Source organism: Streptomyces sp. NPDC051738 (assembly GCF_044453205.1).
Classification (GTDB): Bacteria; Actinomycetota; Actinomycetes; order Streptomycetales; family Streptomycetaceae; genus Streptomyces.
Window position 1 is genome coordinate 338059 of record NZ_JBITCM010000003.1, and the last position, 12316, is coordinate 350374.

Consider the following 12316-nt stretch of genomic DNA (forward strand, 5'->3'; position numbering starts at 1 on the left):
GGAACTCCTTGGGGGTGTTCGAGGGATTTGCGACTCGAACAGTGTGTGCCTGCGCGCCCTCGAACGCAGCCGATTTTCAGGCGGCCCGCTCCTCCGGCTCCGTCTCCAGCGGCACCTGGGGTCCGTTCGATTCGCGCAGCCAGCGGCGCAGTACACGGTGCACGTGCTCGGCGCCGACGAGGTCCTCCCCGTCGTCGACCGGCGTGGAGAAGGCGATAGGCGACAGCAGGAACGGCTTGCCCTGCGCGCCGCCGAGTCCACCGTGCGAGCCGATCTGCTCCTCGAAGGCGAGCACCTCGCCGTCGGCGGGGTCGTAGGCGGAGTTGACCATGATGTCGGCGGCGTTCGGGAAGGAGTGCGTACGGCGGACGGCGTCGGCGGCGCCCGGCCCGAAGACCGCCAGCGGCCCGGGGTCGTCGTCCAGCCGGTCCAGGGGGATCTCGGCGCCGTACGCGCCGAGTACCACCCCGCCGTACTCCTCGCTGCGGACGAGCAGGAAGCCGATACCGGGGTGGTTGGCGAGGGTGGTGAGCAGGGCCGGGTGGCGGGCCTCGATCTCCTCCTTGGTCATGCGGTGCGGCACGTCCGGGAAGGAGACAAGGCCGAGGTTGCCGGAGGCCAGCACGATCGGCTCGGAGCGGCGGCGCGAGGGGCGGTGCTGCTCGCCGCCCTCCTCGACGGGCCGGCGCAGCGCCGCCCGCACGGAGGCTCGGGCCTCGGCGCCACTGTGCGTGCGCTGCGCCTTGCGCGGCACGGGCAGCCCACAGCCTGCCCGCACCAGGTCGCCGAGGCCGAGGCCGTAGCGGGCGCGGAAGGTCTCGCCGGGGCTCTGGCCGTGGTCCGACAGCACGACGATGCGGTACGGCCGCGGCGCGTGGTCGGCGACCTTCTCGATCAACGCCAGCGCCCGGTCCAGGCGTTCGAGGACCTTCTCGGTGTCGCGGCCGGCCGGTCCGGAGTGGTGGGCCACCTCGTCGTACGCCACGAGGTCGGCGTAGACGGCGGTGCGGCCGGCGAGCATGTCGCCCATCACCGCGGCGACGACGACGTCCCGCTCGACGACGGTCGCGAAGGCGCGGACGAGCGGATAGAGGCCACCGCGGGACACCCTCGGCCGGACCTTGCGGGCGCGGGCCCGGGTGGACTGGCCGATCTCGCGGCCGACCTCGGCGACGAAGGACAGGGCGGTGCGCACGGCGTTGGCCGGGTCGGAGAAGTAGGCGAAGTAGCCCGCCCGGGAGCGGTTCTCCCGGCCGCGCCGTCTGGTCGCGATGGACAGCACGAGGGCCTGCTCGTCGGCGCCGCCGCCGAAGAGATTGCCGCGGCTGGCGCCGTCGGCGCTGAGGAGCCCGCCGTCGCCGGTGCGGTCGATGGCACGGCGCTGGAGTTCGGCGGCGCTGGTGGGGCGGTTGCAGACCATCACCTCGCGGCCGGCCTTCTCGTACCAGCGGAACGCGGGCACGTCGTGGTTGCTGCCGTGCAGGATGCCGAGCTGGCTGGCGCCGGTCTGGCTGGACCAGTCGGTGCGCCACGGGTTGAGCCGGTGTGTGGGGCCGGATCCGGTCAGGGAGGGGTCGCCGTTGCCGAGCCAGCGGGCGACGGTGGGCATCAGGTCCTTTCCCACGGCGTCGAGGAGGACGTCGTGGCCGACGCCGTCGAGTTGCAGGAAGACGGTGCCCGGGCTGGTCGGGCCCGGGGGCAGGGCGCCGCGGCGGCGGTCGGCGAGACGGTACAGGCGACGGCGGTACGCGTCGTCGTCCCGTACGGCCAGGGCGGCACCGGTGGCGGAGGCGACGGCGGACATCACGGCGGCGACGATGACGGCGGTCTCCGGGGCGGCCTCGCTGTCGCCGGAGGGGACCAGGCGCAGGGCGACGGTGAGGAGCGAGCCGTTGAGGAAGAACACCAGCAGGCCGAGCACGAGCGCGGGCACGAGGAGCAGGAGCCGTACGAGAAGGGGCCAGACGAGGGCGGACAGCAGGCCGAACGCGCCGGCGCCGAGAGCGGCGGTCATGGCGATACGGGTGGCGCTGTCGCCGTCGGCCGACTGCAGCTGGAAGTCGGGCAGGATCCCGGCGAGCACGAGCATGGTGACGGTGGACACGGCCCACACGGCCACGCTCCGCCCGACCTGACTGGCAACCCGCCGCCAACGCCCACCACGCACGCGCAGCCCACCTCACGTCCCGACCCGTTGTCTCGGTACGGGCCCTACGCCCCAGACTGGCACACGCCTCCGACAACGCCTGTGCCGCCCGAGTCTGCTCGCCCCCGCCGCCCCTACCCGTCCCATCCCCCAGGGGCTCTGCCCCTTCGACCCCGGGGCCTTCTGGGGGCTGCCGCCCCCCAGACCCCCGCTTCGGCCCTTAAGGGGCCTCGTCCTCAGACGCCGGACGGGCTGAGATTGTCAACGGCCGTCGTACCCCGCCGTCGGCATCGACAGCCTCCGGTGCACCCGGGCCTTCATCTGCGCGTCGTACAACGGCTCCGCGCGCCCCACCGTCTCCACCCGCACACCGCGCCGGGCACACTCCGCGGTGAACGCCTCGACGGACGACAGCGCGCTCTCCAGTACCCGTCGGCTGGGTGCCACGAACAGGTCGAGACCAGGGCGGACGCCCTCCCACAGCACACTGTGGTCGGCCCGCAGCCCGCGGACGAGAAGCTCGCGCGCGACGACGTACCCGTGCTCGACGGCCCAGTGCGCGCACATCGCGTGCTGACTGCGGGAGTCCACCAGGAAGGGGTCGGCGTCCAGCTCTTCGAGCGGCGTCAGACTGGCGATCGCCGTCACGCGCACTACGGATGACCCCATGGCGTCCCCCTCACCTCCGGGTTTCGCCGCCGACCCTACTCCAGCCCGTACGCTTCGGGGAGTCGCGCGAAGGGGGCAAAGAAGGTGCCGGTGGAGATCACCTGGTGGGGCCATGCCACCTGCACGGTCGAGGATTCGAACGTGCGCATCCTCACCGATCCCTTGTTCGCGCGCCGGCTCGCACACCTGCGCCGCCGCCGGGGCGCGCTGCCGTCGCCGGACGCCTGGCGTGCGGACGTCGCCGTGGTCTCCCACCTCCACTCCGACCATCTGCACGTCCCGTCGCTGGCGAGGCTGCCGCAGGGCACCCGGCTGCTCGTGCCCGAGGGCGCGCCCCGCGCGGTGCCGGGCCTGCGCCGCCTCACGCAGCTGCGGGTGACCGAGATGACGCCCGGGGACGTGACGTCGGTGGGCGGGGTGACCGTACGGGCCGTGCCCGCGCGGCACGACGGGCGGCGACTGCCCGTCGGGCCGCACCGCTCCCCCGCCCTCGGCTATGTCATCGAGGGCGAGGCACGCACGTACTTCGCCGGGGACACCGGCCTGTTCGAGTCGATGGCCAAGGAGGTCGGCCCGGTCGACGTGACGTTGCTGCCGGTGGGCGGCTGGGGACCGTATCTCGGGGAGGGCCATCTCAACGCGGGGCGGGCGGCCGAGGCGCTGGTCCGGCTCGCGCCGCGCAGTGCGGTGCCGGTGCACTACGGCACGTACTGGCCGATCGGCATGGACGCCGTACGTCCGCATGAATTCCACGCGCCCGGCGACGAGTTCGCACGGCTTGCGGCCGAGCGCGCGCCCGGCGTATCGGTGCACCGGCTCGCGCACGGGGAGAGCGTGCGCCTGGGGGTGGCCCGGTGACGATACTGGCCGCCACCGCGACGACGGTGCCGCCGGAGTCGACGCAGCAGGCGATCGGCTATCCGTCGCTGTTCCTGCTGGTGCTGATCGGGGCGCTGGTGCCCATCGTGCCGACGGGGGCGCTGGTCAGTTCGGCGGCGGTCGTGGCCTTCCATCAGACGGCGCCGTTCTCGCTGGCGCTGGTGTTCGTGACGGCGTCGACGGCCGCGTTCCTGGGCGACGCGACGCTGTACTGGCTGGGTCGGCGCGGCATGGGCTCGAAGAACGGCTCTCGCTGGCTGGAGGCGATCCGCTCGCGCGCGCCGGAGGAACGGCTCACGCAGGCGCAGGAGAAGCTCGCCGAGCATGGGGTGGCCGTGCTGGTGCTGTCCCGGCTGGTGCCGGCGGGGCGGCTGCCGGTGATGTTGGCGTGTCTGCTGGCGAAGTGGCCGATGCGGAGGTTTGTTCGCGGGAACCTTCCGGCGTGCCTCGCCTGGGCGGTGACGTATCAGTTGATCGGGATCCTTGGGGGGTCGTTGTTCGACGAGCCCTGGGAGGGCGTGGTCGCGGCGGTGGCGCTGACGCTGGTCATCAGCGGGGTGCCCAGTTTGTGGCGTCGTGCGCGGAAGGCTTCTACGGGGTGAGGTGCGATGCGCCCAGGGGGCGGGGCCTGCTCTCGTGTGGCGACTGCGGGCAGTGGGGGCTGGTCGCGCAGTTCCCCGCGCCCCTATAGGCGTCCACTGAACGTCGGCTACTTCAAAACCCGCGATCCTCCCACCGGCAGATCCCACAGGTGCTCCCGTGCCAGCCCCGCCCTCTCCCACGCCGCACGCACGCGCGTGAGGGGTTCCAGGACCGGCTCCGCCGACAGCACGAACGTGGCCCAGTGCATCGGCGCCATCCTCCGCGCTCCCACATCCTGGGCGGCCCGCACCGCTTCCTCCGGGTCGCAGTGGACGTCGCTGAGCCACCAGCGGGGGTCGTAGGCGCCGATGGGAAGCAGGGCGAGGTCGATTCCGGGGTAGCGCTCGCCGATGCGGGTGAACCAGGGGCCGTAGCCCGTGTCGCCCGCGAAGTACACGCGCTGTCCGTCGGGGGCGGTGAGCACCCAGCCGCCCCACAGGCTGTGGCAGGTGTCGATGAGGGTGCGCTTGGACCAGTGGTGGGCGGGCACGAAGTCGAAGCGGACGCCGGACAGTTCGGCCGCCTCCCACCAGTCCAGCTCGGTGACCTGGGTGAACCGGCGGCGACGGAACCAGCCGGCGAGGCCGGCCGGCGCGAACACGGGGGTGTCGCGCGGGAGTCGGCGCAGTGTGGGTGCGTCCAGGTGGTCGTAGTGGTTGTGGCTGATGACGACCGCGTCCACGCGCGGCAGGGCGCTCCAGGCGACGCCGACGGGGGTGATGCGGGCCGGGGTGCCGAGGATGCGCCGTGACCAGACCGGGTCGGTGAGGACGGTGAGTCCGCCGATCCGGACGACCCAACTGGCGTGTCCCGCCCAGGAGACGGCGACCGTGCGCGCGTCCACGCGGGGCAGCGGGCTCGGCTCGAAGGGGAGCCGCGGGATGTCGGCCAGGCCTTCCCGGCCGGGGCGTACGGCGCCTTCGCGGGCGAAGCGGGCGAGGGCCTTGATGCCGGGGAGCGGGGCGGTAAGGCGGTCGTGGAAGGTGTGTGGCCACACCCGGCGTTCGCCCAGCGGGCGGGGTGCGGCGAGCGGCGGGAACGCGGGCGCGAAGGGGGACGGGGCCGCCGGAGCGTCGGCATTCTGCGTGGTCGTGCTCGTGCTTGCCGTGCGCGTGGTGGTCTTACGCGTGGTGGTCGACTCGGACTGCTGCGTCATCGAGGAGGCTCCCATCACTGGGCGTCGTCGCGGAGATCGTCGAAGACAGACTTCAAGTGGATCAACGCGCGTTGCACGTGTGGCAGTTCCAACGGCGTGGGTGAACCGATGCATTCCGCGCGTTCCTCGTCGGTGCCTGCCAGCAGCGGTCCGGTGGACAGCCGCACGCGCAACGCCCCGAGGTCGTCGCCGAAGCGGTGCCCGCCCGGCGCGGGCATGCCGAGCCGGGCGGCGAGGAAGTCCTCCAGGTCCTGCGCGTCCCCCACGTCGTGCGAGGACAGCCCGGCACGCAGGGGGCCCAGGTCGACGTACAGATGCCTCCCGGCCTGCGGGGGTCGCGCGAGAGCCCCGGCACCTACGGCGGCGGCATGCGCGGCGGCGGCCACGCGCGCGTGCAGGCGTACGGCGGCGGTGAGGCGCGCGGTCACCGGCTCGGGTTCCGTCAGCGCGTACCGGGCGGCGAGGGCGACAGGGCCGGCGACGCGGGCGCCGAGCGCGGTGAGCACGTCCAGCACGCGCGCGTGGAGGGCGTCACCGTCCTCGCCCGCGGGGAACCGGGCGACCGCGGCCGGCCAGCCCGGTGGGAGGTGGGCACCGGCCAGGTCGGTGACGACGGTGACCTGCTCGGGCAGCATCTCGGCGGGGCTGACCAGCACGGTGTCGGGCGGGGCGTGCACGGTGTCCCGCCAGGTCTCGTCGCTGACCAGGTGCAGCCCCTCGCCGGTCGCCGCCTCCAGGGTCTCGTGCAGCACCTCGGGCGGGGCCACGGTGGCGGTCGGGTCGTCGACGACGGACAGCACGAGCAGCCGCGGGTCACCGCCCTCGGCGCGGACCCGGCGGACGGTCTCCAGAAGGGCGTACGGATCCGGGACACCGCCGCATTCGGCCGGCGTCGCCACGTGGAAGACGGGTCTGCCCAGCAGGCGTGCGTACGGCGCCCACCAGGCCGCACAGGGCCGCGGCACCAGGACGTCGCCGCCGATCGCGAAGGTCAGGGCGAGCAGCAGGGCGGGGGCGCCGGGGCCGGCCACCGCCCGCGCGGGCTCGGTCGGCAGGCCGCGCCGTTCCCAGTAGCCGCACGCGGCCTCCAGGAGTGCGGGGCCGCCGCCGATCGGTTCGCTCTCGGCCCGCCCCGCTGCCGCGGCGAGCACGGCGGCCAGCTCGGGCAGCACGGGCAGCCCGTCGTCCGGGAGCGGCGGCCCGTAACGGACGGGTCCGTGGCCTTCGGGGTCCGTCCGGCGCATCGGTGCCTCCGCGCTGTGCCTGGTGCCGGGGTGGTTCGTCGTGGTGGTCGGGTGCGCCGTGTGCCCCCAGCGCTCCGCGTACCCATCGTGGCGCCACGCCATGGGCGCCCGCCGGGGTTTCGCCCGTCCCGCCCGTCAGTCCTCCGCGGCGGACGTCTTACGACGAAGCCGGTACGCCGCGCCGCCCAGCGCACCCGTGATCAGGACGCCGCCTGCGACCAGGGCGGGGACGGAGTCGGTGAAGGTACCGCCCGCGCCGGCCTGCACCCCGTGCTGCGTGTCCGCGCGGCGGCAGTCCTCCGAGTGTGAGTCGCCCCCGCCCCAGGAGGCCCCGGTGCCTTCGGAGTAGGGCTCGCTCCGGTCGGGCTCGGTTCCGTCGGCAGGGGACCAGGTGCAGGGACGCCGGCTGCCACTGTCGGCACCGTCCTTGCCACCCTCAGTGCCTTGCTTACCGCCGTCAGTGCCTTGCTTACCGCCGTCAGTGCCTTGCTTACCGCCGTCAGTGCCTTGTTTGCCGCCCTCGGTGCCTTGCTCACCGCTGCCCTGATCGCCTTCTGTGCCTTCCTTACCGCCTTCGGTGGCGTCCTTACCGCCCACGCTTCCGTCCATGGCACCGCCACTGCTGTCCTTGGCGCCCACGCCGGCGTCCGTGGCACCGCCGCTGCCCTCCTTGCCACCGCCACCGCCACTGGTGCCGGCGCCGTCACTGTCGCGGGTCACCGTGAGCGTCGCGCTCCACGGCTTGCCCTCCCCGCCGGACGCCGCCGGGCAGGTGCCGTCGACGGTCCACGCGGAGTCGGATCCGACCGCGTCCGGGTCGCCCTCGAAGTTCTCGGCCGGTGGGAGGCGGGCGGTGCCGCTGTAGGCGGGCCCTGCCGCCTTCTCGTCGTTGCCGGAGACCAGCTTCAGCTGGGCGGTGCCCTCCTCGAACGCCTGCGAGGTGGCATCGATGGTGCCGGGCGCGCTCCCGTCGAGGGGGTCGCAGGTGACGGAGACGGTGATGTTGCCGCCCGGGGAGACGGTGCCGGGGCTGACCTCCGCGGCCGGGTCCGCCCAGGCGGCCGAGGCGGCGAAGCCCAGGACGACACCGACCAGGGCGGCGACGGACAGGGCACGGGCGGTGCGGCGCATGGGGTGAACTCCTTCGGCCGACGGCTGCGGGGGTACGGCGGTCGTGCCCCCGCAGCCATGACAGCCCGCCCGGCGTCCGGGCGCGCGCGGCCGGACACCATTCGCGGGACGGGGACGGCCGACCGGGTGACACCACAGAGCGGGTCGGCCGACCCGGTCAGTTCAGCAGCGCCGCCAGGTCCCGCTCCAGCCCCCGTCCCCGCTTGCTGACGACGCCGGACGCGACGTCCGCCAGCTTGCGGTTGGTGCCCTGCGAGATGCGGCGCAGCACGCCGAAGGCGGTGTCGGCGTCACAGCCGAGGACGTGCATGACGATGCCGCACGCCTGGTCGACGACGGGCCGGGAGCGCAGGGCGGTGCCGAGGTGGCCGAGCTCGGTGAGCGCGGCGCGGTAGGAGCGGTCGCGGACCAGACAGCTCGCGGCGAATTCGCCGAGGGCCTGCACGGGCCCGTGCGAGGCGTTCTCCAGGGTGCCCGGCCGGAAGCTGTAGAGACTGAGCGTCACCGTGAGCCCGGAGCGACGGAACGGCAACGTGACGCTGGACCGCACGCCCGAGTCGAGCGCCACGGCGCGGTACTCCGGCCAGCGCTCGTCGTGCAGCAGGTCGGCCGCGTCGACGGGCCCGCCGTGTTCCAGCGCGTCCGGGATGGGCCCGTCCCCGGAGCGGAGCTGCACGGCGACGAGTCCGGCGAGGTCGGGATGGGTGACGGCGGCGGGCCGTTCGGCTTCCGCCTCGCGCACCATGCTGCTCGCCCCGCAGCAGTCGGCGGTGCAGCGCACGGCCTGTTCGGCCAACTCGGACAGCCTGCGCCCCGGTAGGGCGGCCTCGGCCGACTCGTCACCCCAGCGATCAACCTGTTCGTGAGCGGGCATCCGCAACTCCTCCTCGTTTGTGCGCGTTCCCTCTGCCGCAGCGGGGAAACAACGGGAGAACAGAGCAGGCCAGTTGCTTTCCGCCGCCCCGAACCGCCTTGTCACCAGCTAGGTTCATCCCATGGCGCAGACCGACGAATTCGGTGAGGAACTCGTGGACTTCGTGCGCCGCGTCGCGGAACTCAAGGCGGCGCGGTCCGTGTCGGAAGGGGATCTGCCGACGGTCCTGGACGCGGCCATCTTCGAACTCGACCACGTAGCCGACCAGTTGTGGCCGTGGTACGAGCGGCTGTCCTCGGGCGGACAGCCCCGTACGGCGTCCGCCGACCGCCAGGAGCAGCATCTGCTGCGCGCGGTCTTCCAGGGGTTTCCGCTGCCCGTGGCGCTGGTGGACCGGGAGGCGGTGGTGCGCCGGCTTAACTTCGCGGCGACGTCGTTCCTGGGCGTCCGGGCGGGCTTCGCGACGGGCCGGCCGCTGACCGGTCTGCTCGCCCACGCCGACCGGGCGGCGTTCCGTTCCCAGGCGGCGGCGGTGGCCCGCGGCGAGGGCGACCGCGGTCTCACCGTGCACCTCCAGCAGCACCCGTCCGCTCCGGTCCACGCGACCCTTGCCGCCGTACGCCCGAGCGGCGAGCCGCACACCACGGTCCTGGTGGTGCTGCAACCCGGCGAGCCGGCCCCGCCCGCCCAGCCGGCGGCCCAGGTTCCCGACCTCACCGAGACGACCCGGCACGCCGCCCTGACGGACCTCCAGGACGAGATGACCACGGCCCTCCTCACGGCACCGCGCGGGGACCGCGAGGCAGTCGTCCGACAGGCGGCCCGGGTCCTGCACGGCCGCTTCGCCGACTGGGTGATCGCCGACACGGGCACCGCACGGTTGTCCCGTACGACGGTGCTGGCCCCCTCGGAGAAGGAGGCGAGCGCACTCACGGAACAGGACCCGGCCACCTGCCCGCTGATCACGGAGACGACCCGCACCGGATCCCCGTCCCTCCAGGTACGCCCGGAGAACCCGGACGCCTTCGGCAGGAACACGGACGGCGCCCCCGTCCTCGTACAGGCGAACGTCACCTCACTGCTGTGCGCGCCTTTGACGGTCGACGGCGCCGTACAGGCCGTACTCACCTTATTCAGATGCGGCCCCCGCACACCGTTCTCCATGGCGGAGGCGAAGACGATGGACACGATGTCCCGCCACATTTCATTGGCGGTGACGGCGGTGCCCTGAAGGGGCGCGGGGCTGTATCGATATGCGGCTCCGCCGCGTGGGCGCGACAAGCCACATACGGCCCGCAGACCGCAGCACACCCGCGCCCCTACGGCGAAACCCGCCCCTCAGGCCACATCACTGAGTACTTGCTCCCGCACCCGACTGCAGCACCGGCTGATCAGCCGGGACACATGCATCTGCGAGATACCCAACTGCTCGGCGATCCGGCTCTGAGTCATGTCCCCGAAGAACCGCATGTACAGAATCGCCCGCTCACGCTCGGGCAGCGCCGCAAGCCGAGGCTTGACGGCCTCACGGTCGACGACCGTGTCCAGCGCGGGATCGGCGGAGCCCAACGCGTCGCTCAACGAGTACCCGTCGTCGCTGCCGGGCAGCTCCGCGTCCAGCGACAGGGCGGTGAAACTCTCCAGCGCCTCCAGGCCGGCCCGGACGTCGGCCTCACTCATGTCCGCGTGCTCGGCGATCTCGGCGTTGGTCGGACGCCGGCCCGAGACGGTCTGCAGGTCCTGGACGGCGAACCGCACCCGGTTGCGCAGGTCCTGCACCCGGCGCGGCACGTGCAGCGTCCACATGTGGTCGCGGAAGTGTCGCTTGATCTCGCCGGTGATGGTGGGCACGGCGTAGCTCTCGAAGGCGTTGCCGCGCTCGGGGTCGTATCGGTCGACGGCCTTGACCAGCCCGAGGGCGGCGACCTGCCGCAGGTCCTCGAAGTTCTCGCCGCGGCTGCGGAACCGTCCGGCGAGCCGGTCGGCCATGGGCAGCCAGGCCTCCACGATCCGGTCTCGGATGGTGTCGCGCTGCTGTCCCTCGGGCAGCGTGGCGAGCCTGCGGAAGTCGGCCGCGGTGTCGGGGGCGTCGTCGTGCGGGTGGTGCTTCGCGCTCACTGAAGTGGGCATGGTGCGTCGCAACTCCCTTGAATGTGCTCTGGGTTGGACGGTCACCGTGGGAGTGCGGGCGAGTACCGGAACCGGACACACCCGTGGCGGGGAATCGCCGCTCCCACGGACGTGCCTCCTGTCCGAAGCACTGATGGTTCGCCTGCCCCCGTGCCCGCCCCGCAAACACCGCGCAGCCGGACCGCCGCTCAGTGAGCGGGCGCGGCCCCCTCAGGACCGTCGTCGTCCTGCTCCGTCGGCAGGAGCAGATCCTCGTAGCGGCCCAGGGCCAGCACCACGCCGAGCATGAGGAGCGGAAGAAGCACAGCGAGCAGTGCCATGGGCCTGGTCCTTCCCCGGGATGCGCGTGGGGGTGGTGAACGCCGGGTCACCCGCCTTCCGGGGCGCAAACCCCGTGTCGGCCCCCTCTCATCGGGTACGCGGTGCGCAGCCCCGAAGATCTGGAGAAAGTCATGCAGCGAGGCAGTGACCGGCTGAGCGTCCACCGTGACGAGGAGATGAAGCACGAACTGCAGGGGTTGCTGCGGTCCGGGCACCCCACGCGCACCGAGGAGTGGCACGACCCCGAGCCGTCCGCAGAGGACGATCCGCAGGTCGCGGGCGGGCCGGTGACACCGGGTACGACGGCGTCCCTGGCGGCGGTCCGGCTGGAGCTGGCGCGGATCCTGGGCCGCAGTGCCTTTCCGGCGAGCCCCCGTGAGCTGATCGGTGAGCTGCGCCGCGGGTATGCGCCCGACGCCCTGGTCGAGTCCCTGGAGCGCCTGCCGCGTTCGACGCGCTACACCAACGTCCAGGAACTGGCCGAGGACCTGACCGGGACCGGGCGGTCCGCGCGGCGCAGGCACGCATAGGCGGCTCGGATCATGAAAGGACGTTGAGGCATCATGCGTATCGCTTTTCTGACCGCCCCCGAGGGCGTCGAGGAGGTCGAGCTCACCGATCCGTGGCGGGCGGCGGTGGACGCGGGCCACGAGCCGGTGCTCGTGTCGACGAGGCCGGGCGCGATCCAGGCGTTCCGCCATCTCGACAAGGCGGACAAGTTTCCCGTGCAGGAGGTCGTGGGCGAGACGTCGGCGGATTCCTTCGGCGGGCTGGTACTGCCGGGCGGCGTCGCCAATCCGGACTATCTGCGGACGAACCGCAAGGCCGTCGCGTTCGTGCGGGATTTCTTCGAGCAGGGCCGGCCGGTCGCCGCGATCTGCCATGCCGCGTGGACGCTGGTGGAGGCGGACGTCGTACGCGGGCGCGTGCTGACGTCATGGCCGAGCGTGCGGACCGACATCCGCAACGCGGGCGGCACCTGGGTCGACGAGCAGGTGCGGATCTGCGACCACGGCCCGAACATGCTGGTCACCAGTCGTAAGCCGGACGACCTGAAGGCGTTCTGCGAGACCTTCCTGGAGGTGTTCGCCAGGGAGGCCAGGCAGTCCAAGGAGACCGTCTGA

The 12316-nt window shown here is 72.9% G+C and carries 13 protein-coding genes; 5 read left to right on the plus strand and 8 right to left on the minus strand.

Going from position 1 to position 12316, the window contains the following annotated elements:
• Nucleotides 1-76 precede the first annotated feature (76 nt).
• Nucleotides 77-2113, minus strand: coding sequence for a phage holin family protein (locus ACIA8X_RS09340; RefSeq protein WP_393445492.1), 2037 nt, complete (start codon nucleotides 2111-2113; stop codon nucleotides 77-79).
• A 294-nt stretch (nucleotides 2114-2407) separates the two neighbouring features.
• Nucleotides 2408-2815: a hypothetical protein gene (locus ACIA8X_RS09345; protein WP_393444951.1), complete on the minus strand. Its 408-nt coding sequence runs from the start codon at nucleotides 2813-2815 to the stop codon at nucleotides 2408-2410.
• 84 nt (nucleotides 2816-2899) lie between these two features.
• Between ACIA8X_RS09345 and ACIA8X_RS09350 the strand changes: the two genes are divergently transcribed.
• Nucleotides 2900-3673, plus strand: a complete 774-nt coding sequence (locus ACIA8X_RS09350; protein WP_393444953.1) for an MBL fold metallo-hydrolase — start codon at nucleotides 2900-2902, stop codon at nucleotides 3671-3673.
• Nucleotides 3670-4296, plus strand: coding sequence for a DedA family protein (locus ACIA8X_RS09355; protein ID WP_393444955.1), 627 nt, complete (start codon nucleotides 3670-3672; stop codon nucleotides 4294-4296). Before ACIA8X_RS09350 ends, ACIA8X_RS09355 begins: the two co-directional genes overlap by 4 nt.
• 107 nt (nucleotides 4297-4403) lie before the next feature.
• On the opposite strand, the gene ACIA8X_RS09360 is transcribed toward ACIA8X_RS09355, so the two are convergent.
• From ACIA8X_RS09360 to ACIA8X_RS09375, 4 genes are all read right to left on the minus strand, one after another.
• On the minus strand, nucleotides 4404-5492 hold the full coding sequence (locus tag ACIA8X_RS09360; RefSeq protein WP_393444957.1) for an MBL fold metallo-hydrolase: 1089 nt from the start codon (nucleotides 5490-5492) through the stop codon (nucleotides 4404-4406).
• A gap of 14 nt (nucleotides 5493-5506) precedes the next feature.
• Nucleotides 5507-6736, minus strand: a complete 1230-nt coding sequence (locus ACIA8X_RS09365) for an aminotransferase class I/II-fold pyridoxal phosphate-dependent enzyme (RefSeq protein ID WP_393444959.1) — start codon at nucleotides 6734-6736, stop codon at nucleotides 5507-5509.
• A 135-nt stretch (nucleotides 6737-6871) separates the two neighbouring features.
• Nucleotides 6872-7867, minus strand: a complete 996-nt coding sequence (locus ACIA8X_RS09370) for a hypothetical protein (protein ID WP_393444961.1) — start codon at nucleotides 7865-7867, stop codon at nucleotides 6872-6874.
• 157 nt (nucleotides 7868-8024) lie between these two features.
• Nucleotides 8025-8741, minus strand: coding sequence for an ANTAR domain-containing response regulator (locus ACIA8X_RS09375; protein WP_393444963.1), 717 nt, complete (start codon nucleotides 8739-8741; stop codon nucleotides 8025-8027).
• 121 nt (nucleotides 8742-8862) lie between these two features.
• Here ACIA8X_RS09375 and ACIA8X_RS09380 point away from each other — a divergent pair, with 121 nt between their 5' ends.
• Nucleotides 8863-9972: a PAS domain-containing protein gene (locus ACIA8X_RS09380; RefSeq protein WP_399458114.1), complete on the plus strand. Its 1110-nt coding sequence runs from the start codon at nucleotides 8863-8865 to the stop codon at nucleotides 9970-9972.
• A 107-nt stretch (nucleotides 9973-10079) separates the two neighbouring features.
• Here the strand turns inward: ACIA8X_RS09380 and ACIA8X_RS09385 are convergent, their stop codons facing one another.
• Both ACIA8X_RS09385 and ACIA8X_RS09390 read right to left on the minus strand, forming a co-directional pair.
• A complete protein-coding gene (locus ACIA8X_RS09385; RefSeq protein WP_399458115.1) occupies nucleotides 10080-10871 on the minus strand; it encodes an RNA polymerase sigma factor SigF in 792 nt (263 codons plus the stop codon).
• A gap of 188 nt (nucleotides 10872-11059) precedes the next feature.
• Entirely contained in the window at nucleotides 11060-11191 is a 132-nt protein-coding gene (locus tag ACIA8X_RS09390) for a hypothetical protein (RefSeq protein ID WP_393444969.1), read from the minus strand.
• A gap of 132 nt (nucleotides 11192-11323) precedes the next feature.
• On the opposite strand from ACIA8X_RS09390, the gene ACIA8X_RS09395 reads away from it, so the two are divergent.
• Entirely contained in the window at nucleotides 11324-11722 is a 399-nt protein-coding gene (locus ACIA8X_RS09395) for a DUF2795 domain-containing protein (RefSeq protein WP_393444971.1), read from the plus strand.
• Between the two features lie 33 nt (nucleotides 11723-11755).
• Entirely contained in the window at nucleotides 11756-12316 is a 561-nt protein-coding gene (locus ACIA8X_RS09400) for a type 1 glutamine amidotransferase domain-containing protein (protein ID WP_393444973.1), read from the plus strand.

What these genes read in the sequence shown, in the direction of transcription:
- ACIA8X_RS09385 (WP_399458115.1), bottom strand. Translation starts at nt 10,871, where the DNA reads ATGCCCACTTCAGTGAGCGCGAAGCACCACCCGCACGACGACGCCCCC.
- ACIA8X_RS09375 (WP_393444963.1), bottom strand. Translation starts at nt 8,741, where the DNA reads ATGCCCGCTCACGAACAGGTTGATCGCTGGGGTGACGAGTCGGCCGAG.
- ACIA8X_RS09370 (WP_393444961.1), bottom strand. Translation starts at nt 7,867, where the DNA reads ATGCGCCGCACCGCCCGTGCCCTGTCCGTCGCCGCCCTGGTCGGTGTC.
- ACIA8X_RS09400 (WP_393444973.1), top strand. Translation starts at nt 11,756, where the DNA reads ATGCGTATCGCTTTTCTGACCGCCCCCGAGGGCGTCGAGGAGGTCGAG.
- ACIA8X_RS09360 (WP_393444957.1), bottom strand. Translation starts at nt 5,492, where the DNA reads ATGACGCAGCAGTCCGAGTCGACCACCACGCGTAAGACCACCACGCGC.
- ACIA8X_RS09380 (WP_399458114.1), top strand. Translation starts at nt 8,863, where the DNA reads ATGGCGCAGACCGACGAATTCGGTGAGGAACTCGTGGACTTCGTGCGC.
- ACIA8X_RS09365 (WP_393444959.1), bottom strand. Translation starts at nt 6,736, where the DNA reads ATGCGCCGGACGGACCCCGAAGGCCACGGACCCGTCCGTTACGGGCCG.
- ACIA8X_RS09395 (WP_393444971.1), top strand. Translation starts at nt 11,324, where the DNA reads ATGCAGCGAGGCAGTGACCGGCTGAGCGTCCACCGTGACGAGGAGATG.
- ACIA8X_RS09390 (WP_393444969.1), bottom strand. Translation starts at nt 11,191, where the DNA reads ATGGCACTGCTCGCTGTGCTTCTTCCGCTCCTCATGCTCGGCGTGGTG.
- ACIA8X_RS09345 (WP_393444951.1), bottom strand. Translation starts at nt 2,815, where the DNA reads ATGGGGTCATCCGTAGTGCGCGTGACGGCGATCGCCAGTCTGACGCCG.